A 22,615-nucleotide genomic window follows, 5' to 3' on the forward strand; every position below is an offset into this window, starting at 1 on the left:
ATCGGCCTCCGCAACGTTTCGGTTACGCCGCGCGGCTGCGGCCTTGCTGGTGGCCGCGCTCGATCAACTCGCCCGCCGCCGTGGCATCCACCGGCCGGCTGAACAGGAAGCCCTGCAGCGTGTCGCAGCCACGCGACTGGAGCTCGGCCTGCTGTGCCGGGTTCTCGACGCCCTCGGCCGTGGTCTCCATCTGCAGGGCCGAGGCCAGGTCGAGAATGGCCTTCACGATCGCACCGGCATTGGGATCGTCGGCGATATTGGTCACGAACGACCGGTCGATCTTCAGCTTGTCGAACGGGAAGGACCGGAGATAGCTGAGCGACGAATAGCCCGTGCCGAAATCGTCCAGCGCGATCCGCACGCCCAGGCCGCGTAGCTGGTGCAGGATGTCGGTCACCGCATCGACCCCGTCGAGGAAGACCGATTCGGTGATCTCGATCTCAAGCCGCGCGGGCGACAGGCCGCTGCGCGCCAGCGCCTGCAGCACGACCGCCTGGAAGCCGGGCGCACGGAACTGCAGGGGCGAGACATTGACCGCGACGCGGATGTCGGCAGGCCACGCCGCCGCCACTCGGCATGCCTCGTGGATCACCCACTCGCCCAGCGGCACGATCAGGCCGGTCTCCTCCGCGACGGGGATGAACTCGACCGGCGGGATATAGCCCTCGGTCGGATGCGGCCAGCGCAGCAGGGCTTCGAAGCCGCGGATCGCGATGTCGCTGGTGCGGACGATCGGCTGGAAGCGCAGCTCCAGCCCGCCGGTCCTGATCGCGCCGCGCAGGTCCGCCTCGATCTGGCGACGCCGCCGCGCCTGCTCGTCCAGCGCCTGCTCGAAGAAGCGGTAGACGCCGCGCCCGTCCTGTTTCGCGCGGTAGAGCGCCAGGTCGGCATTGCGCACCAGCGCCTCGCCGGTCGCCGCGTCGGCAGGGAACAGCGAGATGCCGATGCTGATCCCGGCCGTGACCTCCCGCCCCTCCACCAGGATCGGTTGCGCGAAGAGGTCGAGGATGCCATGCGCCAGGCGACGCGAAGAACTGTGGTCGGCGGTTTCGCTGATGACGATCACGAATTCGTCGCCCCCCAGCCGCGCGACGAATGCATTGTCCGACAGTTCGAGCAGGCGCTGCCCAACCATCCGCAGCAGACTGTCGCCGATCGGATGGCCGAGCGTGTCGTTGACGACCTTGAACCCGTCCAGGTCCATGTAGAGCAAGGCCAGCGACTCGCCGTTGCGCGCCGCGCGGGCGATCTCCTGGTCGAGCGACTGGCGGAAAAAGGCGCGATTGGGCAGGTTGGTCAGCACGTCATGGAAGGCGAGATGCGCGATGCGCTCCTCCCGCTCCACGATGCCCTTGGACATGCGATTGAAGCTCGCCGACAGCCGTCCGATCTCGTCCTCGGTCTCGACCGCCACTTCGGTCCGCTCCCCCTCGGCGAGCCGCCGGGCGGCGCGGTCCAGCGCCACGACCGGGCGGGCGATGCTGCGCGCCAGCCTGGCGGACCCGACGCCGATCAGCGCCAGCCAGACCAGACCGGCGACGACCAGGCCGATCTGGATCGAGCGGTACGGCGCCATCGCCCGGTCCATGGGATAGGACAGCAGCAGCGCCGCCTCCGCCGTGTCGCCCATGCCGTGCAGCGGCTTCAGCATGGCGAAGCTCTGCCCGGCCGGGCCGGACAGCGTGAAGACCCGGTCGGCGGGCGAGGACAGGCCGATGCGCCGGCCGCCGCCGGTCCAGCCCTTGTGCTGGCGGACCAGGATGCCGGCATTGAGCGGAATCGACGACAATTGCTCCAGCCCGCGCATCTCCTGCGCGTTCAAGGGCACGATCAGGACGATGCGGCCGATCTCCAGCGGCGCCAGCACCGGCGCGGTGACGATGCGGCTGGCGCGGCCGTCGACCGCGACCACGGCGTCGCGCCGCTCCCCCATCATGTCGCCGTGCAGAGTGGCCAGCCTGTCATGGACGGGCCCAGCATTGCCGATGACCTGCCCGGTCATGTCGATCAGCACGGCATAGGGTGCATCGGCCCGCGTCCGCAGGCTGGCGAGCGCCGAGACGATGGTGGCGGCATCGCCGCTCGCTACCGCCGAGCGGAAGCCGAAGTCGCGGGCGAGGACATCGGCGGCCCCCAGGAGCGAGCGTTCCCGCTCCTGCCACAACCGTTCATAGACGCTGCCGCTGGCGGCCAGCGCATCGGCGGCGGTGCGGCGGGCGCTTCGCTCGATCATCCCCTGCGCCAGGATCGCCAGCGCCAGCAATCCGGCGGAGAACAGCCCGGCATAGAGGACCGTCAGCCGCGCCCGCAGGCTATGGAAGCGAACCGGCAGGATCATGGACGAAGGCGGACGACCGCCGTGGCGCCGGCCGTCGACACGGCGAGCGGCTGGGACAGCGTGTTGCCCGGCTTGCGGATGGACGGATGCCAGACCGTCACCGTCCCCCGCCCGGCGCCAGCCCCGGCGAAGGAGACGCGCCCCTCGCCATCCGCCACGGCGGCGAACGGCGTGGCGGTGACGTAGACCAAGCCGTTCATGCCGTCATGGATGTTGCAGCCCAGCGCGACCGGGCCCGGCTTGTCGAAGGTGATGCTACGGCTATCGTCGCGGCCATAGAGTTTGAGGTCGAACTTCCGGGCGGGCGAGAAGGAATAGACGTGATGGCGCACCCGGTCGAGATTGGGAAAGCTGACCTGCGCCCCGACCGGGACGATCAGGATTTTCGGGTCGAAGGCGATGTTCTGCTGCGCCACCCGGTACGGCCCCCGCACCGCCGGGGCCGGCGTGCCCGGCAGGGTCAGGGTCACCACCGCACCCGGCAAGGGCCGGCCATCGACACCGACCACCTGAACGGTGACGGGCGCGGCCTGGGCGACCCCCGCCATGGACAGGATCGCGATCGAAGCAAGGGCATGGCGGAAGATCATGCCCGCTTATGCCCGCCATGAGGTTTCCGACCGGTAAACTCCCCAATCCATTTATCCCGGTCGTTAATCCGCCTTTGAGATGTTTCGGCGCAGAGGTTCGCCGATGCGACGCCTCCTCTCTCTTTTCGGCCTGTCCCTGCTTGCCCATGCCATGCCCGCCGATGCAAGCGAGCGCCGCTGGGGCGGCAAGCTGCGCCTGACCGACGGCGTGAGCAGCGTGGAAGGGGCGGCGGGCGGCGGCCTGGCGAGCTGGGCGGTGATCGCCGGCAGCGAGACGCGCGACGGGATCGGCGGCAGCGCCCATGCCACGCTGGTCGCCCTGCCCGACTTCGACCTGAAGACCGCGGGCATCAGCCTCGGTCTCAACGACCGGGTCGAACTGTCCTATGCCTATCAGCGGTTCGACACGCGCCGCGCCGGTGCCGCGCTGGGTTTGGGTCGCGGCTTCACCTTCGGCCAGCACATCGTCTCCGGCAAGGTTCGGCTGGTCGGCGATGCGGTGTGGGATCAGGATCGCTGGCTGCCCCAGATCGCGATCGGCGTGCAGCACAAGGTCGCCGACCAGGGCGCCGTCATCCGCCAGATCGGCGGGCGGTCCGCCAGCGGTACCGATCTCTATGCGTCCGCGACCAAGGTCGTGCTGGCACAGAGCCTGGTCGTCGACGCCACAATGCGGTGGACCAAGGCCAATCAGTTCGGGCTGCTCGGATTCGGCGGGGATCGCCGGCGGGGGCGATCGCTACAGTTCGAGGGATCGGCCGGGTTGCTCGTCACCCCCTCGCTGCTGCTGGGGGCGGAATGGCGCACCAAGCCCGACAATCTCGCCTTCGCCCGCGAGCAGCGCGCGCTCGACGCCTTCGCCGCCTGGGCGGTGGCCAGACATCTAACCGTCACTGCCGCCTATGTCGATCTCGGCGACATCGCCACCTTCCGCCGTCAGCGCGGCGCCTATCTCTCCCTGCGAGGTAATTTCTGAGATGATCGCCAGCCTGGTCGCCCTCGCGCTGCAGACCGCCGCCACCTCCAACTCCGCCCCAGCCCCCACCCCCGCCGGTGAGGAACCGGTCGCGCCGTACGCCGAATCCGACGCGAATGCCGGCGCCGCGCCCTTTCGCGGCGACGCGATGTGGCGGGCCTTTGGCGCCGCCGCCGGCGTGCATGCGATCGTCGACGATCTCGTCGCGCGCAACACCGCCGACCCCCGGATCACCGACATCTTCAGGAACAGGGACCTGGTGCGGCTGCGTCGCACGCTGTTCGAGCAATTCTGCTATATCCTGAACGGCGGCTGCCATTATTCCGGTCAGACCATGGCGCAGTCGCACAAGGATATGGGCATCCAGCAGGCCGACATGGCGGCGCTGGTCGAGAACCTGCAAGCCGCCATGCGCGGCCAACACGTGCCGATGGCCGCGCAGAACCGCCTGCTGGCGAAGCTCGCCCCCATGCACAGGCCGATCGTCGCGCGCTGAACGCGATGCGTGCGCCGGGCGAGGTTGCGATGCGCCATCCTCGGTCGGATCGCGGACGAGACCACATCGGACGGACCGCGCCGCGTCACGATTGACAACGCCGTCCCGCAGTGGCTGACTGCACCCATGGGGACGGCGATCTCCCCACGAGGCGTCAGCCGGAGAATCGCGTCCCCATCGCATCAAGGACGCCCCATGCCCGCGCCAAATGCCATCACGCCCGAAAAGCTGTCCCGCCTGGTCGGGACCGCCCATTGTCCCCGCATCCTGGACCTTCGCGACTCGCCGGACCGCGTCATTCCAGGGGCGGTGACCGGAAGCCCGCCCGGCGGACCGGCGGCCGGTTCCACCGTCGTCGTCGTGGACGATGATGGCGGAACCGGGGCGACCGCCGCGGCGGCGGTCCTGCGCAGCGACGGCGTCGACGCGGAGATCCTGGGCGGCGGCCATGCCGCATGGCTGGCGGCCCGTCTGCCGACCGTGTCGCCCGCGCATCTGCCGCCCCGCCATGCCGATGGCCGGACCTGGTGGGTGACGCGGTCCCGCCCCAAGGTCGATCGCATCGCCTGCCCCTGGCTGATCCGCCGCTTCGTCGACCCGGACGCCCGCTTCCTGTTCGTGCCGCCGCCGGAGGTACTGGCCGTGGCCGAACGCGAGCAGGCCGAACCCTTCGACATCGCCGACCCGCGCGTCTTCTGGAGCCATCGCGGCGATCGCTGCACCTTCGACATCATGGTCGAGGCGTTCGGGCTGGCCGACCACGCGCCCTTGACCCGGCTCGCCGCCATCGTGCGCGGCGCCGACACCGACCGACTGGACATCGCGCCGGAGGCCGCCGGCCTTCTCGCCATATCGCTCGGCCTGTCGCGCAGCCATGGCGACGACCATGCGCAGCTCGATGCCGGCATGCTCGTCTATGACGCGCTCTACCGCTGGGCTCGCGACGCCCACGGCGAACGGCATGACTGGTCGTCGCATCAGCCCGGGCGCGCACGGGTGCCGGCATGACCGGGGTCGCCGCGCCCGCCGCGACGCCGCCGCGCCCCGGGCCGGTGACGCTGGGCCAGGCCTTCTGGGTGTGGCTGCGCATCGCCCTGCTGTCGTTCGGCGGCCCGGCCGGACAGATCGCCGTGATGCACCGCATCCTGGTCGACGAGAAACGCTGGATCGGCGAGCAGCGGTTCCTGCACGCGCTGAACTATTGCATGCTGCTGCCCGGTCCGGAGGCGCAGCAGCTCGCCACCTATATCGGCTGGCTGATGCACCGGACCCGGGGCGGCATCGTCGCCGGCGTGCTGTTCGTGGTCCCCGGCGCGATCGCCATCATGGCCCTGAGCTGGATCTATGTCCTTTATGGGCGCGTCGGGATCGTCTCCGCGCTGTTTTTCGGCCTGAAGGCGGCGGTGCTGGCGGTCGTGCTCCAGGCGGTGGTGCGGATTGGCGGCCGGGCGCTTAGGACACGCCCGGCCAAGGCGCTGGCCGCCCTCGCCTTCGTGCTCATCTTCTTCGTCGGCGCGCCCTTTCCGCTCATCGTGCTGGGCGCCGGTCTCATCGGCTGGTGGTCCGCGCGGCACGGCGGCGCGGCGTTTCGCGGCGGCGGTCACGGTGCGGCCGGGGGCGCGGTCGTGGCCGACGCCGACACGCTGCTCGGCGAGGAGCTGCCGGCCCATGCGCGGCCCACCCGGGCCGAGACGATCCGCACCGCGCTGATCTGGCTCGCCCTCTGGTTGCTGCCAGTCGGCGCGCTGCTGGTCGCGCTTGGCCCGGACGACGTGTTCAGCCGCATCGCCACCTTCTTCTCGACCATGGCGATGGTGACGTTCGGCGGTGCCTATGCCGTGCTCGCCTATGTCGCGCAGCAGGCCGTCGAAACCTATGGCTGGCTCGGACCGAAGGAGATGCTGGACGGACTCGGCATGGCGGAGACGACGCCGGGGCCACTGATCATGGTCCTCCAGTTCGTCGGCTTCCTGGGCGCCTATCGCGATGCCCATGGCTTGTCGCCGCTGGTGGCGGGGACGCTGGGCGGGCTGCTGGCGACCTGGGTGACGTTCGTGCCGTGCTTCCTGTGGATCTTCCTCGGTGCGCCCTTCATCGAGCGGCTTCGCGGCAACGCCGCCGTGGCGGGGGCGCTGTCGGCGATCACGGCGGCCGTCGTCGGCGTGGTCCTCAACCTCGCGGTCTGGTTCGCGCTGCATACGCTGTTCCGCCGGACGATCGCGGTCGCGGCGGGGCCATTCCGCTTCGATGCGCCGGAACCGTCCAGCATCGATCCCGCCGCACTCGTCCTGTCGCTGGGCGCGGCCTATGCCATCTTCATGACTCGGGCCGGGGTCATCGCCACGCTGCTCGCGACCGCCGGGGCCGGGCTCGCCCTCTACGCCCTGGGGGCGCTGCATTGAGGGGGGAGGACTGATCCAGATGATAGTCGCCCCGGCCGCCCGGGCCTAGCCACGATGCCGAGACCAGAGGCGGAAAGCCGCACCGACCGGACAGGGGGGCCATGATCGAAGAAAATATCTTGCTCAGGCTGTTGGCCGGGCCACCCCTAAACGTGATCGCGCGCTATGCCGCCAGTGCGCTCATCGTCTCGCTGACCGCGCTGCTCCGCTATTCGCTGGAAGGAACGCTGCATAATTTCCCAATCCTGCTTTTCTACCCTGCGGTCTTCCTATGCGCGCTGGTGTTCGATCGCGGCTCGGGCTTTTTCGCCACAATCCTCAGCGCCTTCCTGGCGGCCTATCTGTTCATCGAGCCCCGTTTCTCACTGCGCATCGGCGGAGAGAATGCGATCGCGGTCGGGATATTCATCCTCATCGGCTTCACCATGGCGGCGACGACGGAAATGCTGCGGCGGACGATCGCCCGGCTGGACGAGAGCGAGCGGACCAAGGCGCTGGTGCTGCAGGAACTGGCGCACCGGACGAAGAACGATCTGACGATCATCAGCTCCGCGATCCAGCTACAGAGCCGGGCCGCCTCCAATCCCGAGGTGAGCGAGGCCCTAGATGCCGCCAACGCGCGGGTGCTGGTCGTGGCGCGCGCGCAGGAACGGTTGCGCGGCGATGGCGATGGCGGCCATGTCGATCTGGCCGAATATATCGAGACGCTGTGCCAGGGTTTGGGCGACCTGCTGCGCGATGTCCGGCCGATCGCGGTGCGAGTGACGTGCGACCCGATCGAGGTGCCCAGTTCGGTCGCGATCCATGTCGGCCTGATCGTCAACGAACTGGTCACCAACAGCCTGAAATATGCCTATCCCGGCGAACGGGGCGGCATCGTCACCGTCGTCGTCGCCCGCGCCGGGGCGAAGATGACCGTCACCGTCACGGACGACGGCGCCGGCTGTCCGGAAGGGGCCGAACCTGGATTGGGATCGAAGCTCGTCCGGCTGCTGGCCAAGCAGATGGGCGGGAGCGTCCAGCACGAGGCGGTCGACAAGGGCTTCTGCACGCACGTGACCCTTGGCGACCCGGGGCTTTGACCACGGTGCGCCGGACACGCTTCGCCGTCGCGGCGAACAACGATGCTCCTTTCCTGCCCCTCTGACCCGCTGCCGGCGGTCGGCGGTCGGCGGTCGGCGCTGACCCGGCCGGCCAGCCGCTCGACCAGGACGTCCACACACACCCGCACCTGTACCGGAGCGGTGGAGCCGACGACAAACACGGCATGGATCAGCTCGTCACCACCAGGTTCATGGGGGTCCAGCTATGGCGCGGGCCGCCAGGATCGATCGGCAGGCGGACCGGTAGGCGAGGCTGCCGCTCGCGCACCACGTCACGCTGGAGCCGTCGCCACTGTTCATCACGCTGGACCGGATGCGGGTCGACATGGACCGGACGACGGCATGGCGTGGCCTGGCCTGGCAGCCGTCGGTGTCGGCGCGACCGTGTAGTGCGGTTGACGGCGGCTGCATCCCGTCCGAAGCAAGGGCAAAGCGGCATATGACTCAGAAAAGGTAGATGATCTATGTGGTTGAGATTTGCCACGGCCCTCCTCCTCGCTGCTGCCACGCCGGCCTCGCTACGCGCGGATGACCCCGCTCCCGTGCAACAGCCGGTGCTGAAGGGGCAGCCCCTATGGCCCGACGGGGCCCCCGGCTCGAAAGCCAGGCGGAAGGAAGCCGAGATCGGGCGGGATTACTGGCTGCGCAACATCCACGATCCCTCGCTGATCGCCTTCCCGGCCGACCCGAGACACCGCAACGGCGTCGGCATCATCATCTTCCCCGGCGGCGGTCACCGCCTGCTGGTGTGGACCAATGAGGGCACGAAGGTCGCGACGGCGCTCAACCGGATGGGCGTCACCGCCTTCGTACTGAAATACCGCCTCGCGAACGAGTCGGGTTCGACCTACACCGTGGCCGGCGACGCCGCCGATGACGCACGGCGGGCCGTTCGGTGGGTCCGGGCCCATGCGGCTGCCTATGGAGTCGATCCCGCGCGGGTCGGCGTCATGGGGTTTTCCGCGGGCGGAGAGCTGGTCTCGCTGATCGCGGACAATCCGGAACCGGCGGGACGGCCGGTGACGGACGCGATCGACCGGATCAGCGCGCGGCCGGACTTCCAGGTTCTCGTATTTCCCGGCCCCGAAGGATTGCCGGCGCGCGATGTCGCCCATGCGCCGCCCGCATTCATCACGGCGGGATCGCTGGATCGTTGCTGCGCCGCACCATCGGTGGCCTTGTACCAGCAGCTTCGCGAGGCGCATGTGCCGGCCGAGCTCCATATGTATGCCGGGGCCGATCATGCCTTCAACCTCGACGAGTCCAACCGCCTGTCGATCCTGCATTGGCCGGACCGGCTAGCCGACTGGCTGGCGGACGAAGGCTGGCTCGACGGGAGCGCGCCTAAGCCGCGCTCAGGCGGCTAGGGATCGAACCGCTGCGGACCGGCGAGACGGGGTCGTCGGGCCGGGCCGCCCTCGCCCGCCTTTATCGGGTGGATCCGGATACCGGCGCAGCCACCATCTCGCCCATCGCGCGTTGGGCGACGAGCAAGGAGGTGGCGATGCCGCAGCTTCAGGGAATTCTCGAATCCGCGCTCTATGTCGACGACAAACCCAGGTCCGTCGCCTTCTTCCGCGACGTCATGGGCCTGACCATCGTCCGCGACGAGGAGCGCCTGACCGCCTTCGATGCAGGGGGGCGGAGCATCCTCCTGATTTTCGCGCGAAAGGCATCGCTGGACGGCGAGGATACGCCTGGCGGCCATATCCCGGGTCATGACGGTGCGGGGCCGTTGCACATGGCCTTTAAGGTTGCCGCCGGCGACTATGACGCCTGGCGCGATCACCTCCGGCGCGCCGGTGTCGCGGAGCTGAGCGAAGTCACCTGGCCGACCGGAGGCAAAAGCTATTATTTCAGCGACCCCGACGGGCACGTCCTCGAGATCGCCACGCCGGGACTCTGGCCGAGCTACTAGCGCGGTTTCCGATCCGGTCGGATCCTCGGCCCGGCGGCGATGGCGGTTCGGGACAAGGCGGGCGGCGGGAGCGATGCCGGGGGATCGTGACCGACAGGCAACGCCGCCCGGGATCTACCACACGCCGCCAATCGGGCACGGCGTCGACGGCGTGTTCGGCTGGCGGAGTCCAGCCCGGCTTTCACTCCAAGCCATTCAAAAGATGGCCGTGCGTCGATGAGCGACCTTCCGCGAATGGCGGCGGGATGCTCTTATCCCCCGATGACGATTCTTCACCGATCCGCCGTGACAGCATGGCTCGCCGTCTTCGCCGCGGCGTCGCTTCCCGCGCAATCCCCGCCCAATCAGGCCCCGCCCAATCAAGCCCCGATCGGTCCGGCGACGATCGATCTGGTCAACCCGATGATCGGCACCGGTGGCGAGGGCCATACCTTCCCCGGCGCGGTCGCACCTTTCGGTATGGTGCAGTTCTCACCCGATACCGACACCAGCTGCGTGGTCCGCGAATGCTACAGCCACGCCGCCGGCTATCGCTATGCGGACCCGACGATCCAAGGATTCTCGCTGACGCACTTTTCGGGTGCCGGTCATTCGGACCTGGGCGATTTCCTCATGATGCCGGTCGCCGGGGACGATGTGCCGCTTGCGCCCGGCGACCCGGGCAAGCCCGGCTCGGGCTATCGCTCGCGCTACGATCATGCCGCGGAGGTCGCGCGGCCGGGCTATTATGCGGTCGTGCTGAAGGACCGGGGCGTCCACGCCGAACTGACCGCAGGCACCCGGATCGGGGTGGCTCGCTACCGCGCCGCGTCGCGCACGCAGCCGATGCACCTGGTGCTCGACCTGCGCAGTTCGCTCTACAACTATCCCGGCAAGGTCTTGTGGTCCTCGGTCCGGTTGCGCCCCGACGGCATTGTGACCGGCTGCCGGCAGACCCGCGGCTGGGCGCCGGACCGGACGCTCTGCTTCGCCCTACGCTTTTCGGCGCCGCTCACGGGGCATGCCTTTGTGTCGACCGAGACGGACGTCACCTACAAGGGCTTCCAGGGGCCGGGCCGCGGCAGCGACGCGGTGGCCGAACGCGCCGGACGATCCCTGGTGGCGCGCTTCGATTTCGGTCCGCTCGATCGCGCCATCGAGGTAACGAGCGCCATCTCGTCGGTCGACGAGGCAGGCGCGATCGCCAATCTGGCGAGCGAACCCGGCGACTTCGACGCCATCCGCGCGAAGACAAGGACGGCATGGCGCGCCGCACTCGACGTGCTGACGATCGACGCGCCCGCACCGATGCGCACATCGGTCGCGACGGCCCTCTATCATGCCTTAATCGCGCCAGCCGTCGCGGGCGACGTGGACGGGCGCTATCGCGGACCCGACAACCAGATCCATCGCGCAGACGGCTTTGTCTTCCGGTCGACCTTCTCGCTCTGGGACACGTTCCGGGCCGAACATCCGCTACTCACCTTAATCCAGCCGGCCAGCACATCGAGCGATATCGTCCGCTCGCTGGTCGCCAGCCGGGACCACAGTCCCGACGGCATCCTCCCCGTCTGGCAATTCCAGGGGCGCGAGACCTGGACCATGATCGGCTATCATGCCGCGCCGGTCATCGCCGACGCCTATCTGAAAGGCATAGGGGGGTTCGATGCGGATGCCGCACTCGCCGCGATGGAGGCGAGCGCGACCTATGCGCCCTATGGCGGCCTCGGCGCCTATATGACACGCGGCTACGTGCCGATCGACCGCGAGCCGGAGGCGGCCTCCAAGACGGTCGAATATGCCTATGACGACTGGACGATCGCACGCATGGCCCGCGCGATGGGGCGCACCGACATCGCCGCGACGTTCGAGAAGCGGGCCGGCAACTGGCGCAACAGCTTCGACGTCCGGACCGGCTTCATCCGGGCGCGCAAGAGCGACGGGGCGTTCCGCGTGCCGTTCGACCCGACCGCGATCAATTACGGATCGGACTATACCGAGGGCAACGCCTGGCAATATAGCTGGTTCGTGCCGCAGGACCAGGCCGCGCTCGTCCGCGCGCTGGGCGGCGAAGCGGCGACCATCGCCAAGCTGGATGCCATGTTCGAGTTCGACAATTCGAAGCTCGACTACAGCCATGCCGAAGACATAGCGGGGCTGATCGGCCAGTATATCCATGGCAACGAACCGAGCCATCACGTCGCCTATCTCTATAGCTACGCCGGCGCGCCGTGGCGGACCCAGGCCCGGTTGAAGCAGATCGTCGAAAGCCAGTATCGCCCGACACCCGACGGGCTGTCCGGCAACGACGATCTCGGTCAGATGTCGGCATGGCTGGTCTTCACCGCCCTGGGATTCTACCCGGTGACGCCCGCCAGCCTGGAATATGTCATCGGCCGGCCGTTCGTGAACCGGGCGGTGCTCGCGCTTCCCAACGGCCGGCACCTGACCATCATCGCCGACCGGCTGGACGACGGGCATCCCTATGTCGGGGCGGTCACGCTGAACGGCGTGCCCGTCACGCGCGCCTATCTACGGCATGCGGAGATCATGGCCGGCGGTGAACTGCGGTTCACGATGCAGCCGGGGCCGAACACGGCCTGGGCATCGCGCCGGGCGGACCGGCCATATTCCTCCAGCACGGCGCGACTGCCCGCGCGGTCCGCCGGTCCGGGCTGAGGCGGCCTTGGGCCAGCCGCCCGCGCAGGACCGCGCCCGCGTCCGATCGTCGTCGCGGCCGGCCCTTGTCCGTGACACAGGTTAGGCTGCGGAGATCCGGCTGGAACGCTTGCCGTCCCGCGCGTTGAAGCCCCCGAACGAGGAGAATCCATGCCATTCACGTCTCCCTATGCCGCCGCACCCGATCGATACGATAGCGGCATGCTCTATCGCCGCACCGGTCGAAGCGGCTTGCGATTGCCGGCGATCAGCTTGGGGCTCTGGCAGAATTTCGGCGGAAGCGACGTCTTCGAGACGGGACGGTCGATCCTGCGCCGCGCCTTCGATCGTGGCGTGACCCATTTCGATCTCGCGAACAACTACGGCCCTCCCTACGGATCGGCCGAAGAGAATTTCGGTCGCGTCCTGGCGACCGACTTCAGGTCCCACCGCGACGAGCTGGTCATCTCCACCAAGGCCGGCTGGGACATGTGGCCGGGGCCTTATGGCGATATCGGCTCGTCCAGAAAATATCTGATCGCGAGCTGCGACCAGAGCCTCAAGCGCATGGGCCTCGACTATGTCGATATCTTCTACTCGCACCGCGTCGATCCCGCGACGCCGCTCGAGGAGACGATGGGCGCGCTGGTCCAGCTGCACCGGCAGGGCAAGGCGCTGTATATCGGCCTGTCCTCGTACGAGCCGGGCCTGACCCGGCGTGCGGCGGCGATCCTGGCGGAGGAGAAGGTGCCGCTCTTCATCCACCAGCCCAGCTATTCGATCCTGAACCGCTGGATCGAGCGTGACCTGCTGGCCACGCTGGACGACCTCGGCACCGGCTGCATCGCCTTCTCCCCGTTGGCGCAAGGGATGCTCACCAGCAAATATCTGAACGGCATCCCGGACGATGCGCGCGCCACGCGCGGCGGATCGCTGTCGCAGACCCTGCTCACCGACGCCAACCTGTCCGCGATCCGGGCCTTGAACGCCATTGCGGCGGAGCGTGGTCAGACCCTCGCCCAGATGGCGATCGCCTGGGTCTTGCGGGATGCGCGCGTCACCTCCGCGTTGATCGGAGCCCGCACCGTCGCGCAACTCGACGACTCCCTCGACTCGGTGCGCAACCTCGATTTCTCCGCGGAGGAACGCGCCGCGATCGATCAGGCGGCCGCCGATGGCGGGATCAATCTCTGGGCCGCATCCTCCGACATCACGACGCTGCCCGCCGCGCAGGGTGTTCCGGCGTCCGGGCCGGCGCGGGAACGCCCGTAGTGTCTGATCCACTGACGGGTAAGCGGCACTGGCCTGCTCCCCACCCGACCGTCGAGCAGGCGGTCGTCCCATCGGAGACATGACATGAAAACCCGCAAGCTTGGCCGGCAAGGCCTCGAAGTTTCGATCATGGGGCTGGGCTGCATGGGCATGTCCGACTTCTACGCCGGCCGCGACGAGACGGAATCGATCGCCACCATCAACCTTGCACTCGATCGCGGCGTCACCTTCCTGGACACGGCCGACATGTACGGTGTCGGCGCCAATGAGAACCTGGTCGGACGCGTGGTGCGCGACCGACGCGAATGGGTGATCGTCGCGACCAAATTCGGTATCGTTCGCGGCCCCAACGGCGATGCGCGTGGCATCAACGGCCGGCCGGACTATGTGCGCCAGGCCTGCGACGCCAGCCTGCGACGCACCGGCCTCGACATCATCGACCTCTATTACCAGCACCGCGTCGATCCCGACGTGCCGATCGAGGAAACCGTCGGCGCGATGGGCGATCTCGTCGCGGCCGGCAAGGTCCGGTATCTCGGCCTATCGGAGGCGGCGCCGGACACGATCCGCCGGGCGCATGCCGTGCATCCGATCACCGCGTTGCAGACGGAATATTCCCTGTGGACCCGCGACCCGGAGGACGCGATCCTGCCGACGGTCCGGGAACTCGGCATCGGCTTCGTGCCGTACAGCCCGCTCGGACGCGGCTTCCTGACGGGGCAAATCCGGACCCCGGACGATCTGGCCGACGACGACACGCGGCGCAACCATCCCCGCTTCCAGGGCGAAGCGTTCCAGCGCAATCTCGATCTCGTCCGCGAGATCGGCACCATGGCGGCCGACAAGGGCTGCACGCCCGCGCAACTCGCGCTCGCCTGGGTGCTGGCGCAGGGCGAGGACATCGTGCCGATCCCCGGCACCAAGCGGCGCACCTATCTAGAGGAGAATCTCGGCGCGATCGACGTGAAACTGGACGCGGCCGACCTGGCCCGGATCGACGCCGTCCTGCCGCCCGGCGCGGCGAGCGGCATGCGCTATCCCACCGCGACGATGGCGAGCGTCAACCGGTGAACAGGTCTATTGCCGCCGCGCATGCGCCAGATGAGCGCGCCCCCGTCAGCGCCTGTGCGAGCGGTAGCGGCCAGGCCGGGACCGAGATCGTCGGGCACCGCCCTGCCCCGCCGCGTCGGCACCCCGATCGGGCCGCATCCGCTGGCCATCCGAAGGCGGGCGCATGAGGATCGGGTTCATCGGGCTGGGTCAGATGGGCAGCGCCATGGCAGCCAATCTGGTCAGAGCCGGCCACGCGGTGACGGTCTGGAACCGATCCCCGGAGAAGGCCGACGCGCTCGTCCGCGCGGGTGCGACTCGCGCCGGGCGTCCGGTGGACGCCGCCCAGGGCGATGTCGTGATGACCATGCTCGCCGACGATCATGCGGTGGCCGACATCGTGTTCGGCGAGCATGGCATCGCCGGGGCTCCTGCGCTTCATGTCGGGCATAGTACGATCAGCGTCGCGCTCGCCGACCGACTGGCGGCGGACAGCGGCGCGGGCGGCTATGTCTCCGCGCCGGTCTTCGGCCGCCCGCCGGCAGCGGCCGCCGGCACGCTGTTCGTGGTCGCGGCCGGGCCGGAGGCGGCACTGGATCGCTGCGAGCCGGTACTCGCCACGATCGGCCAGCGCGTCTTCCGGATCGGCGACACGCCGTCGGCCGCGAACCTCGTCAAGCTCAGCGGCAACTTCATGATCATGGCGGCGGTGGAAGCCATGGCCGAGGCGATGACGCTGGCCGAAAAAGGCGGCGTCGATCGTCGCACCCTGTTGGAGGTGCTGACCGGAACGCTGTTCGACGCGCCGGTCTACCGGACCTATGGCGAGATCCTGGTCGAGGACCGCTTCCGGCCAGCCGGTTTCGCGGCACCGCTGGGACTGAAGGACATGACCCTGGTCGACACCGCCGCCACCGCGTTCGGCACGGCCATGCCGCTGCTCGGGATCGTCCGCGACCATCTTCGCACCGTGATCGCCACGCAAGGCCCGGATGTCGACTGGGCGGGCATCGCCCTCACGGTGCGTGACGGTGCCAAGCTCCGACGGCCGCCCCCCTGAAGGATCGTGCTCTGCGACGGAAAATCGCCCCGGGCGGTCCGTGCGCCTATCGCGGACCGCCGGTCCCCGGCGCGATCACGGTGCCATTCTTGATCACCAGCCGCACGTCCCGGATCGTGGCCAGGTTGGTGGTCGGATCGCCCGAGACCGCGACCAGGTCGGCGAGCAGGCCCGGCTTCACGGCACCAAGCCGGTCGCCCATCCCCATCCAGCGGGCATTGCCCGAAGTCGCGGCGATCAGCACCTGGGCGGGCGTCATCCCCGCGGCCGCCATCAGCACCATCTCGCGCACATTGCTGCCGTGGGCGTAGACGCCGGCATCGCCGCCCATGCAGATCGGCACGCCGGCCGCGCGGGCCAGGCCGAGGCTCGCGCGCGCCGCCCGGACGGCGGGTGGCGCCGGCTCCGCGCCGGTCCAGCCGCGATAGCGCGCGCTGGCATCGGCGGCGGCGAGCGTCGGGCATAATGCGATCCCCTTGGCCGCCATGCTGGCGAAGATCGCCGGCGTTCCGCCATAGCCATGCTCGATCGTGTCGACGCCCGCCGCGACCGCGCGACGCATCCCCTCTGCGGTGGATGCATGGACCGCCACCGGACGCCCGGCATCGTGCGCGGCCGCCACCGCCGCCTTCATCTCCGCGAGGCTCAGCGTCGCGCGGGCATCCTCGCCTCCGCGCCAGCGATAGTCGGCATAGAGCTTCACCCAGTCGGCCCCCGCCGCGATCTGCCGCCGGACCGCAGCGACCATCTGCTCGGGACCCGACACTTCCTCGGCCCCCTGCGGGATCGCGACGCCCGGCTCGAAGCCCTTGGGCCCATAGGCGCCGAGCGCCACGATGGCGCGTGTCGCGACGCGCAACCGCGGCCCCTCGACGATCCCCTGGTCGATCGCCTGCTTCAATCCCACATCGGCATAGCCGGCGCCTTCGGTGCCGAGGTCGCGCTCGCTGGTGAAGCCGGCGTGGAGCGTCGCACGTGCGTTCGCGACCGCCCGCGCCGTGCGCAGCGCCAGCGGTTCGTGCAGCACCTGGTCGTCCCAGCTCGCCTCGTCATAGGGGTGGAGGAACAGATGGCCATGCCCCTCGATCATCCCCGGCATCAGCGTGTCGCCGGCGAGATCGATGACGCGCGTGCCTGCCGGCACCGCCAGCTCGGGTCCGACCGCCACGATCCGCTCGCCGCGCACCAGCACCTGCCACCCGGCATGCACCGTGCCGTCGAACCCGTCGAACACGCCGGCCGGCCGCAGCAGCAACGGGGCGGGATCGGCGGACGGCGCCGCCGCGCCGCCCAGCAGCAGCATCGCCGCGATCGTCAGCCAGCGCATGGTCATCGCCCCCTCCCCGTCCTAAACCGCTGTCATGGATAAGCTCCTTCGCCGCGCGCGCAATCCGCTGCTTCTCGCCATGCTGGCAACGGTGGCGGCCGCGCCCGACCCGGACCTGGACCCCGATAGGACGCGCTGGCGGGCGCAGGCCGCCCGGGTCACGATCACGCGCGACGACTGGGGCATCCCGCATGTCCATGGACGCAGCGACGCCGACGCGGTGTTCGGCCTGTCCTATGCGCAGGCCGAGGACGATTTCGCCCGCGTCGAGGCCAATTACCTGACGGCCCTGGGCCGCACCGCGGAAGCGGAGGGCGAGGCGGCGATCTGGGCCGACCTGCGCCAGCGGCTGTTCGTCGACGAAGGCGCGTTGCGGGCGGACTATGCCGCCAGCCCCGACTGGCTGCGCGCCTTGATGCAAGCCTGGGCGGACGGGCTGAACTATTATCTTGCGACCCACCCGGCGACGAAGCCGAAGGTGCTGACCCGGTTCGAGCCGTGGATGGCGCTGAGCTTCACGGAAGGCAGCATCGGCGGCGACATCGAGCGGATCTCGCTTTCCGAGCTCAAGACCTTCTACGGCCAGCCGACGCCGCCGACGCCGGAGGAGCGTGGGACGATCCCGCGCGAACCATCGGGATCGAACGGCATCGCGATCGCGCCCCGGCTGACCCGCGACGGCCATGCCTTGCTGCTCATCAACCCGCACACCAGCTTCTACTTCCGCTCCGAGGCGCAGATGACGAGCGATGCGGGGCTGAACGCCTATGGCGCCAGCACCTGGGGCCAGTTCTTCGTCTATCAGGGGTTCAACGCACATGCCGGGTGGATGCATACCTCGTCCACCGTCGACAATGTCGACCAGTTCGCCGAGCGGGTGGAGCGCCGCGCGGGTGGCTGGGCCTATCGCTACGGGCCGGAGACGCGGCCGGTTACGCAGTGCGACGTGACGATCCGCGTCCGCCGCGCCGACGGCAGCCTGGGGGAACGCCGCTTCGTCACCTGGCGGACGCACCACGGCCCGATCGTCGCGGCGAAGGACGGCCGCTGGATCGCGACCGCATTGATGTGGCGGCCGGTTCCGGCGCTGGAGCAGAGCTGGCTCCGCACCAAGGCGACGAACCTGGCCGACTATCTCCGGGTCGCCGAGCGCAAGGCCAATGCCTCGAACGACACGCTGTTCGCCGACGATCATGGCGAAATCGCGTTCCTCATGCCGCAGTTCATGCCGGTGCGCGACGACCGTTTCGATTACACCCGCCCGGTCGACGGCAGCGATCCGGCGACCGATTGGCGCGGCCTGCACCCGCTGCCGAGCCTGCCGAGCGTCGCCAATCCGGCGGTCGGCTGGGTCCACAACACCAACGACTGGCCCTGGAGCGCGGCCGGTCCCGACAGTCCGCGCGCGGCGGATTATCCGCGCTACATGGACCAGGTGGGCGGCAATGCGCGCGGCGAACATGCCGATCTGCTGCTGACGGGTCAGCGCGGCTGGACGAGCGAGCGGCTGCGCGCCGCGGCCTATGATCCCTTCCTGCCCGCCTTCGCGCACCTGCTGCCCGGCCTGGTCGCGGCGTGGCGGGCGCTGCCGCCCGGCGATCCGCGCCGGCGCACGCTGGCCGCCCCGATTGCGGCGCTTGCGGCCTGGGACCATCGCTGGCGCCTCGACTCGGTCGCGACCAGCCTCGCGGTGTTCTGGGGCGACGAGCTCTGGCGCGAGGTCGGCGGCTTCGCCCAGGCCGAGCGGATGAACGTGCCCGACTATATCGCCACCCACGTCGCTGCCGCCGCCAAGCTCGCCGCGCTGGACGCGGCGGTCGCACGGCTTACCCGCGACTTCGGCACGTGGCGGACGCCGTGGCGCGCGATCAACCGCTTCCAGCGGCTCGACGACTCGATCCAGCCCCGCTTCGACGATGCGCGCCCCTCGACCCCGGTGCCCTTCACCTCGGCGCAATGGGGCAGCCTCGCCTCGTTCGGCGCGAAGGCCTGGCCGGGCACCAGGCGGTATTACGGCACCAGCGGCAACAGCTTCGTCGCCATCGTCGAATTCGGCCCACGCGTAAGGGCGAGCGCGGTGATGGCAGGCGGGCAGAGCGGCGACCCGGCCTCGCCGCACTTCGCCGACCAGATCGATCGCTACGCGGACGGTCGCCTACGCCCGGTCTACTTCTACCCGGACGAGCTGACCGGGCATGTTGAGCGCCGCTATCGTCCGGGTGACTGAGTCCGGTCAGCGGCGTTCCGCATCGCTCTTCGCGCGCTCGGCGAGGAACGGCTCGGCCGCGTTCCAGGTCGGCCAGGTCGCCCCGCCCGCGATCTCGCGGCCGAGCGCATAGGCGACGCTGCCTTCCTGCGCCGCGCCGGTCATGTCCCAGCCCGGCCGGAATTCGTCGCAGGTCTGGTGATAGCAATTGGCATTGTAGCGCGCGCGTTCGCGTTCGCCCGCCGCCGCGCCGCCATGCACCAGATCGCGGCCGGCGCGGAAATAGACGCCAGGCACCCCCTTTTGCGCGAAGGCATAATGGTCGGAGCGATAATACCAGCCGGCTTCGGTATTCTCCTCCGGCACGATGCGTAACCCCTGCGCCGCCGCGACGCGGGCGAGGTCGCGCTCCAGCGGCGTGCGCCCGACGCCGATCAGTTCCAGGTCGCGCGTGCGCCCGAGCACGACGTGCGGGTCGAGGTTGAACTGCGCCGCGGTGGTCGCGAGCGGCAGCGCCGGATGATCGGCATACCAGCTCGCGCCGAGCAGCCCCTTTTCCTCTGCCGTCCACAGCGCGAACACGACCGAGCGACGCAGCCGCGGCGCCTGGGCGAAGGCGCGCGCGATCTCGAGCAGGGTGGCGGTGCCGGTGCCATTGTCAACCGCGCCGTTGCGGATGCGATCGGCGGGCGGATCGAACGCGTTGTCGCCATATGCATCCCAATGCGCGCCGTACAGGATGCTGCCCGCATTCGGATCCGTGCCCGGCAGCACGCCGACGACGTTGTGGCTGACGGCGCGATCGAGGCTGGTGCGCACCTCTCCCGAGAAGGCGACCTGCTTCAGCTCGATGCCGCGGAAGGTCGCGGCCTGCGCGGCGCGCTTGGCCGCGGCATAATCGAGCCCGCCCTGGCGAAGCATCGCGACGCCGATGTCGTTGCGCAGCGTGCCGCGGATGCCGAAGGCGGGCGGGACGGTGCCGGTGTCGAGCGCATAGCCCGGCACCGCGTCGCCATTGGCGAGCTGGAGCCAGGGATAGCTCGACGGGAAGGTGTCGTGAATTTGGAAGAAGGCCGCCGCGCCGTGCTTCTGCGCCTCGGCCAGCTTGGTGCGCGCGGCCGGGCTCGACGCCCGCCCGCCAAAGCCCAAATCACGTCCGGCTTCGACATCCGGGTCACCCGCCAGCGCCACGACGACCTTGCCGCGCACGTCGACGCCGCGATAGGGATCGTAGCCGAGTCCGGGGTCTACCACGCCGTAGCCGACGAACACGACCGGTGCCCCGTCGAGCTTCGCGGTGCCGACCAGCCGCGACGACGCCGCGATCTCGACACCCGGCCGGAGCAGCTGCGTCGTGCCGCCGAGCGACAGCTGGAACCGCGCCGCGTCGCGGGTCCAGCGCAGCAACGGCACCGATTGCTGGAAGCCCTTGTCGCCGACCGGCTTGAGGTCGAGCGCGGCGAAGCGCTGCGCAAGGAACGCCAGGGTGATCGGCTCGCCCGCCTGGGTCGGCCCACGCCCGTGGAAGTCATCGGCGCTGAGCGTCTTCACATCGGCCTTGATCCGCGCGGCGGACAGGATCGGCGGACGGGGATCCGCAGAGGCGAGCGTCGTGGTGGCGAGGAGCAGGAGCGGAAGCGATCGGATCATGACCGCAATCTGACCGCTCCTGCGGCGGGGTGCAAGCGAGCCTCGGCCATCACCGCATGCCACTTCCGCCATCGTCGTCCCGGCCGGTCAGAACGCCACCTGCGCACGTCCGATCACGGTCTGGCCATGATCCGTGCCGACCGTCGCCGGCAGCGGGTTGGTGATCGTCCAGTCGATCGCGTTCAGTTGCAGCCGGACGAAATTGTTGAGGTACCAGTTGACGCCCAGCGTTCCGGCGGTGCCGCGCCCGGCGGTGGGATTGTCGCTGTAGTCGATCGCCTCATAGCGCGCGGCCAGCTCGATCGCGCCGCTGCCCCCGCTGGTGAAGGGGCGCAGCACGCGCGGACGGCTCCAGACGCCGCCGCGCGTCAGATAGGGCGGCGTCTCGCCCGTCAGGAACCAGCCACCCTGCACCGCCCATGCCGACTGGCGGGTCGTGTCGCCGGCCGCGCTTTCGAGCCGACGCGCGCCGTATTCGCCGTAAGCCCACAGGGATTTGTGGAAGGTGCCGAGCTCGAACCCGTACCCGTCGCCCAGCCGCGCATTTCGGAACGTGCCCGGCGAGACGCGCAGATTGTCGTTGAAGAAGCCACCGATCGCGATGCTGCGCGTCGGCCGGGTCACGTCGTCGGCCAGCCGTTCGTGGAACCCCCAGGCGCCCAGATGCACGATCCAGCGCGCGGTCTTCACCGGGTTCCAGTGGGCGCGGGCGCCGATCGTCAGGCCGTCGCCCGTCGTGCCGGGGTTGTTGATGTCGTCGCCCGATACCTGCAGCCCCATGTGCCAGCCGTCGCCATACAGACGCGCCGCCGCGCCCAGCCCGAAGAAGCCGCGCACCGGGATGATCCCGGCCCCCACGACGTTGCGTTCCAGGAACGGGACCGAGATCGTGCCGCTCGACCCGTCGAGCCCGCGATCGTTCAGCCGGTTGCCCAGCGCGAACTCCGCCTGCTGACCCATGGAGCGCGTCGTCCATGCGAGATAGGCCGATTTGATCGCGACCTCGTTATCGGCGAAGTCGCCCTCCAGCAGATACGACAGGTGCCGGCCGACCGAGCCCTCGAACCCCAGGCGCAGCGAGCGCGCCTGGGTCGCGGTCAGGTTGCGATCGGCGACCTTGCTGCCGGTCGTCGTCCCCCAGTCGATCAGGATGCGCCCGCGCGGGCGGAAGGACAGCCTGCCGTCGGCGCTGGTGAATTCGGGGGTGCCCTTCGACCAGTCGACATGGACATTCTCCTTTTGCGCCTGTTCGATCCGCGCCAGCCGCGCGTCGAGCGACGGCGGATGTGCGTCGGAGGGAAGCGATTGCCCGAGCGGCGCGGGCGTGCGCTGTGGCGCGTTGGCCTGCGCGCTTTGTGGCGGGGCGGGCGCTGCCGTGGTCGCTCCGCCCTCCAATGCGGCCAGGCGCGCCTCCAGCCGCGCGATCTGCGCCTGCTGTGCCTCGACCAGCCGCGACAGGCGGGCGACATCGCCGGTGTCCTGCGCGGCGGCGGGCAGCGACGCGCACAGGCCCGCGACGAGCAGCGCTCCTCGATACATGTCGGTATCCTCTCGGGCGAGCGGGCGCGGCTGCATGGCCGTCGCCTCGAA

The 22,615-nt window shown here is 69.5% G+C and carries 17 protein-coding genes; 12 read left to right on the forward strand and 5 right to left on the reverse strand.

All coding sequences use genetic code 11. The features are described 5' to 3' along the window. Positions 1 to 22: 22 nt before the first annotated feature. Together GGQ96_RS00305 and GGQ96_RS00310 are read right to left on the reverse strand one after the other, a co-directional pair. A complete protein-coding gene (locus GGQ96_RS00305; RefSeq protein WP_184110482.1) occupies positions 23 to 2,338 on the reverse strand; it encodes a putative bifunctional diguanylate cyclase/phosphodiesterase in 2,316 nt (771 codons plus the stop codon). Then, positions 2,335 to 2,928, reverse strand: a complete 594-nt coding sequence (locus GGQ96_RS00310) for a cupredoxin domain-containing protein (protein WP_184110484.1) — start codon at positions 2,926 to 2,928, stop codon at positions 2,335 to 2,337. Before GGQ96_RS00310 ends, GGQ96_RS00305 begins: the two co-directional genes overlap by 4 nt. A gap of 103 nt (positions 2,929 to 3,031) precedes the next feature. Here GGQ96_RS00310 and GGQ96_RS00315 point away from each other — a divergent pair, with 103 nt between their 5' ends. The 11 genes from GGQ96_RS00315 to GGQ96_RS00365 all read left to right on the forward strand — a co-directional run bounded on the left by GGQ96_RS00315 (position 3,032) and on the right by GGQ96_RS00365 (position 15,842). Continuing rightward, positions 3,032 to 3,904, forward strand: a complete 873-nt coding sequence (locus tag GGQ96_RS00315; RefSeq protein ID WP_221239735.1) for a DUF3034 family protein — start codon at positions 3,032 to 3,034, stop codon at positions 3,902 to 3,904. Position 3,905: 1 nt separating this feature from the next. Next, positions 3,906 to 4,400 carry a group I truncated hemoglobin gene (locus GGQ96_RS00320; protein WP_184110488.1) on the forward strand — a complete coding sequence of 165 codons (495 nt, stop codon included), beginning with the start codon at positions 3,906 to 3,908 and terminating at the stop codon, positions 4,398 to 4,400. Positions 4,401 to 4,595: 195 nt separating this feature from the next. After that, complete coding sequence (locus GGQ96_RS00325; RefSeq protein ID WP_184110490.1) at positions 4,596 to 5,408, forward strand: chromate resistance protein ChrB domain-containing protein; 813 nt, start codon at positions 4,596 to 4,598, stop codon at positions 5,406 to 5,408. Next, positions 5,405 to 6,802, forward strand: coding sequence for a chromate efflux transporter (gene chrA, locus GGQ96_RS00330; protein ID WP_184110492.1), 1,398 nt, complete (start codon positions 5,405 to 5,407; stop codon positions 6,800 to 6,802). The genes GGQ96_RS00325 and chrA overlap by 4 nt, the downstream gene beginning before the upstream one ends. Before the next feature lie 119 nt (positions 6,803 to 6,921). Next, positions 6,922 to 7,884, forward strand: a complete 963-nt coding sequence (locus tag GGQ96_RS00335; RefSeq protein WP_246359980.1) for a sensor histidine kinase — start codon at positions 6,922 to 6,924, stop codon at positions 7,882 to 7,884. Positions 7,885 to 8,447: 563 nt separating this feature from the next. Then, positions 8,448 to 9,272: an alpha/beta hydrolase gene (locus GGQ96_RS00340; RefSeq protein ID WP_343058872.1), complete on the forward strand. Its 825-nt coding sequence runs from the start codon at positions 8,448 to 8,450 to the stop codon at positions 9,270 to 9,272. A gap of 137 nt (positions 9,273 to 9,409) precedes the next feature. Continuing rightward, entirely contained in the window at positions 9,410 to 9,823 is a 414-nt protein-coding gene (locus tag GGQ96_RS00345) for a VOC family protein (protein WP_184112077.1), read from the forward strand. A gap of 261 nt (positions 9,824 to 10,084) precedes the next feature. Further along, the gene (locus GGQ96_RS00350; RefSeq protein ID WP_184110498.1) at positions 10,085 to 12,481 is read left to right on the forward strand and encodes a GH92 family glycosyl hydrolase; all 2,397 of its coding nucleotides are present in this window, start codon (positions 10,085 to 10,087) and stop codon (positions 12,479 to 12,481) included. Positions 12,482 to 12,631: 150 nt separating this feature from the next. Further along, positions 12,632 to 13,732 (forward strand): L-glyceraldehyde 3-phosphate reductase, encoded by a 1,101-nt coding sequence (gene mgrA, locus GGQ96_RS00355; RefSeq protein WP_184110500.1) that lies wholly within the window; start codon positions 12,632 to 12,634, stop codon positions 13,730 to 13,732. 84 nt (positions 13,733 to 13,816) lie between these two features. Further along, on the forward strand, positions 13,817 to 14,803 hold the full coding sequence (locus GGQ96_RS00360) for an aldo/keto reductase (protein ID WP_184110502.1): 987 nt from the start codon (positions 13,817 to 13,819) through the stop codon (positions 14,801 to 14,803). Between the two features lie 163 nt (positions 14,804 to 14,966). Beyond that, positions 14,967 to 15,842 (forward strand): NAD(P)-dependent oxidoreductase, encoded by an 876-nt coding sequence (locus tag GGQ96_RS00365; RefSeq protein ID WP_184110504.1) that lies wholly within the window; start codon positions 14,967 to 14,969, stop codon positions 15,840 to 15,842. A 46-nt stretch (positions 15,843 to 15,888) separates the two neighbouring features. Here the strand turns inward: GGQ96_RS00365 and GGQ96_RS00370 are convergent, their stop codons facing one another. Beyond that, a complete protein-coding gene (locus GGQ96_RS00370) occupies positions 15,889 to 17,175 on the reverse strand; it encodes a metal-dependent hydrolase family protein (RefSeq protein ID WP_184110506.1) in 1,287 nt (428 codons plus the stop codon). 28 nt (positions 17,176 to 17,203) lie between these two features. Here GGQ96_RS00370 and GGQ96_RS00375 point away from each other — a divergent pair, with 28 nt between their 5' ends. After that, on the forward strand, positions 17,204 to 19,396 hold the full coding sequence (locus tag GGQ96_RS00375) for a penicillin acylase family protein (RefSeq protein WP_184110508.1): 2,193 nt from the start codon (positions 17,204 to 17,206) through the stop codon (positions 19,394 to 19,396). A gap of 6 nt (positions 19,397 to 19,402) precedes the next feature. Here the strand turns inward: GGQ96_RS00375 and GGQ96_RS00380 are convergent, their stop codons facing one another. After that, positions 19,403 to 21,025, reverse strand: a complete 1,623-nt coding sequence (locus tag GGQ96_RS00380; protein ID WP_184110510.1) for a M28 family peptidase — start codon at positions 21,023 to 21,025, stop codon at positions 19,403 to 19,405. A gap of 87 nt (positions 21,026 to 21,112) precedes the next feature. Next, positions 21,113 to 22,600: an OprO/OprP family phosphate-selective porin gene (locus tag GGQ96_RS00385; RefSeq protein ID WP_184110512.1), complete on the reverse strand. Its 1,488-nt coding sequence runs from the start codon at positions 22,598 to 22,600 to the stop codon at positions 21,113 to 21,115. Positions 22,601 to 22,615: the final 15 nt, after the last annotated feature.

The sequence above is a fragment of the Sphingomonas abaci genome, assembly GCF_014199625.1.
In the GTDB taxonomy this organism is placed as follows: Bacteria; Pseudomonadota; Alphaproteobacteria; order Sphingomonadales; family Sphingomonadaceae; genus Sphingomonas; species Sphingomonas abaci.

Excerpts from the sequence above, each read along its gene's own strand:
- GGQ96_RS00305 (WP_184110482.1), bottom strand. The coding sequence starts at position 2,338 with ATGATCCTGCCGGTTCGCTTCCATAGCCTGCGGGCGCGGCTGACGGTC.
- GGQ96_RS00310 (WP_184110484.1), bottom strand. The coding sequence starts at position 2,928 with ATGATCTTCCGCCATGCCCTTGCTTCGATCGCGATCCTGTCCATGGCG.
- GGQ96_RS00315 (WP_221239735.1), top strand. The coding sequence starts at position 3,032 with ATGCGACGCCTCCTCTCTCTTTTCGGCCTGTCCCTGCTTGCCCATGCC.
- GGQ96_RS00320 (WP_184110488.1), top strand. The coding sequence starts at position 3,906 with ATGATCGCCAGCCTGGTCGCCCTCGCGCTGCAGACCGCCGCCACCTCC.
- GGQ96_RS00325 (WP_184110490.1), top strand. The coding sequence starts at position 4,596 with ATGCCCGCGCCAAATGCCATCACGCCCGAAAAGCTGTCCCGCCTGGTC.
- chrA (WP_184110492.1), top strand. The coding sequence starts at position 5,405 with ATGACCGGGGTCGCCGCGCCCGCCGCGACGCCGCCGCGCCCCGGGCCG.
- GGQ96_RS00345 (WP_184112077.1), top strand. The coding sequence starts at position 9,410 with ATGCCGCAGCTTCAGGGAATTCTCGAATCCGCGCTCTATGTCGACGAC.
- GGQ96_RS00350 (WP_184110498.1), top strand. The coding sequence starts at position 10,085 with ATGACGATTCTTCACCGATCCGCCGTGACAGCATGGCTCGCCGTCTTC.
- mgrA (WP_184110500.1), top strand. The coding sequence starts at position 12,632 with ATGCCATTCACGTCTCCCTATGCCGCCGCACCCGATCGATACGATAGC.
- GGQ96_RS00360 (WP_184110502.1), top strand. The coding sequence starts at position 13,817 with ATGAAAACCCGCAAGCTTGGCCGGCAAGGCCTCGAAGTTTCGATCATG.
- GGQ96_RS00365 (WP_184110504.1), top strand. The coding sequence starts at position 14,967 with ATGAGGATCGGGTTCATCGGGCTGGGTCAGATGGGCAGCGCCATGGCA.
- GGQ96_RS00370 (WP_184110506.1), bottom strand. The coding sequence starts at position 17,175 with ATGACCATGCGCTGGCTGACGATCGCGGCGATGCTGCTGCTGGGCGGC.
- GGQ96_RS00375 (WP_184110508.1), top strand. The coding sequence starts at position 17,204 with ATGGATAAGCTCCTTCGCCGCGCGCGCAATCCGCTGCTTCTCGCCATG.
- GGQ96_RS00380 (WP_184110510.1), bottom strand. The coding sequence starts at position 21,025 with ATGATCCGATCGCTTCCGCTCCTGCTCCTCGCCACCACGACGCTCGCC.
- GGQ96_RS00385 (WP_184110512.1), bottom strand. The coding sequence starts at position 22,600 with ATGCAGCCGCGCCCGCTCGCCCGAGAGGATACCGACATGTATCGAGGA.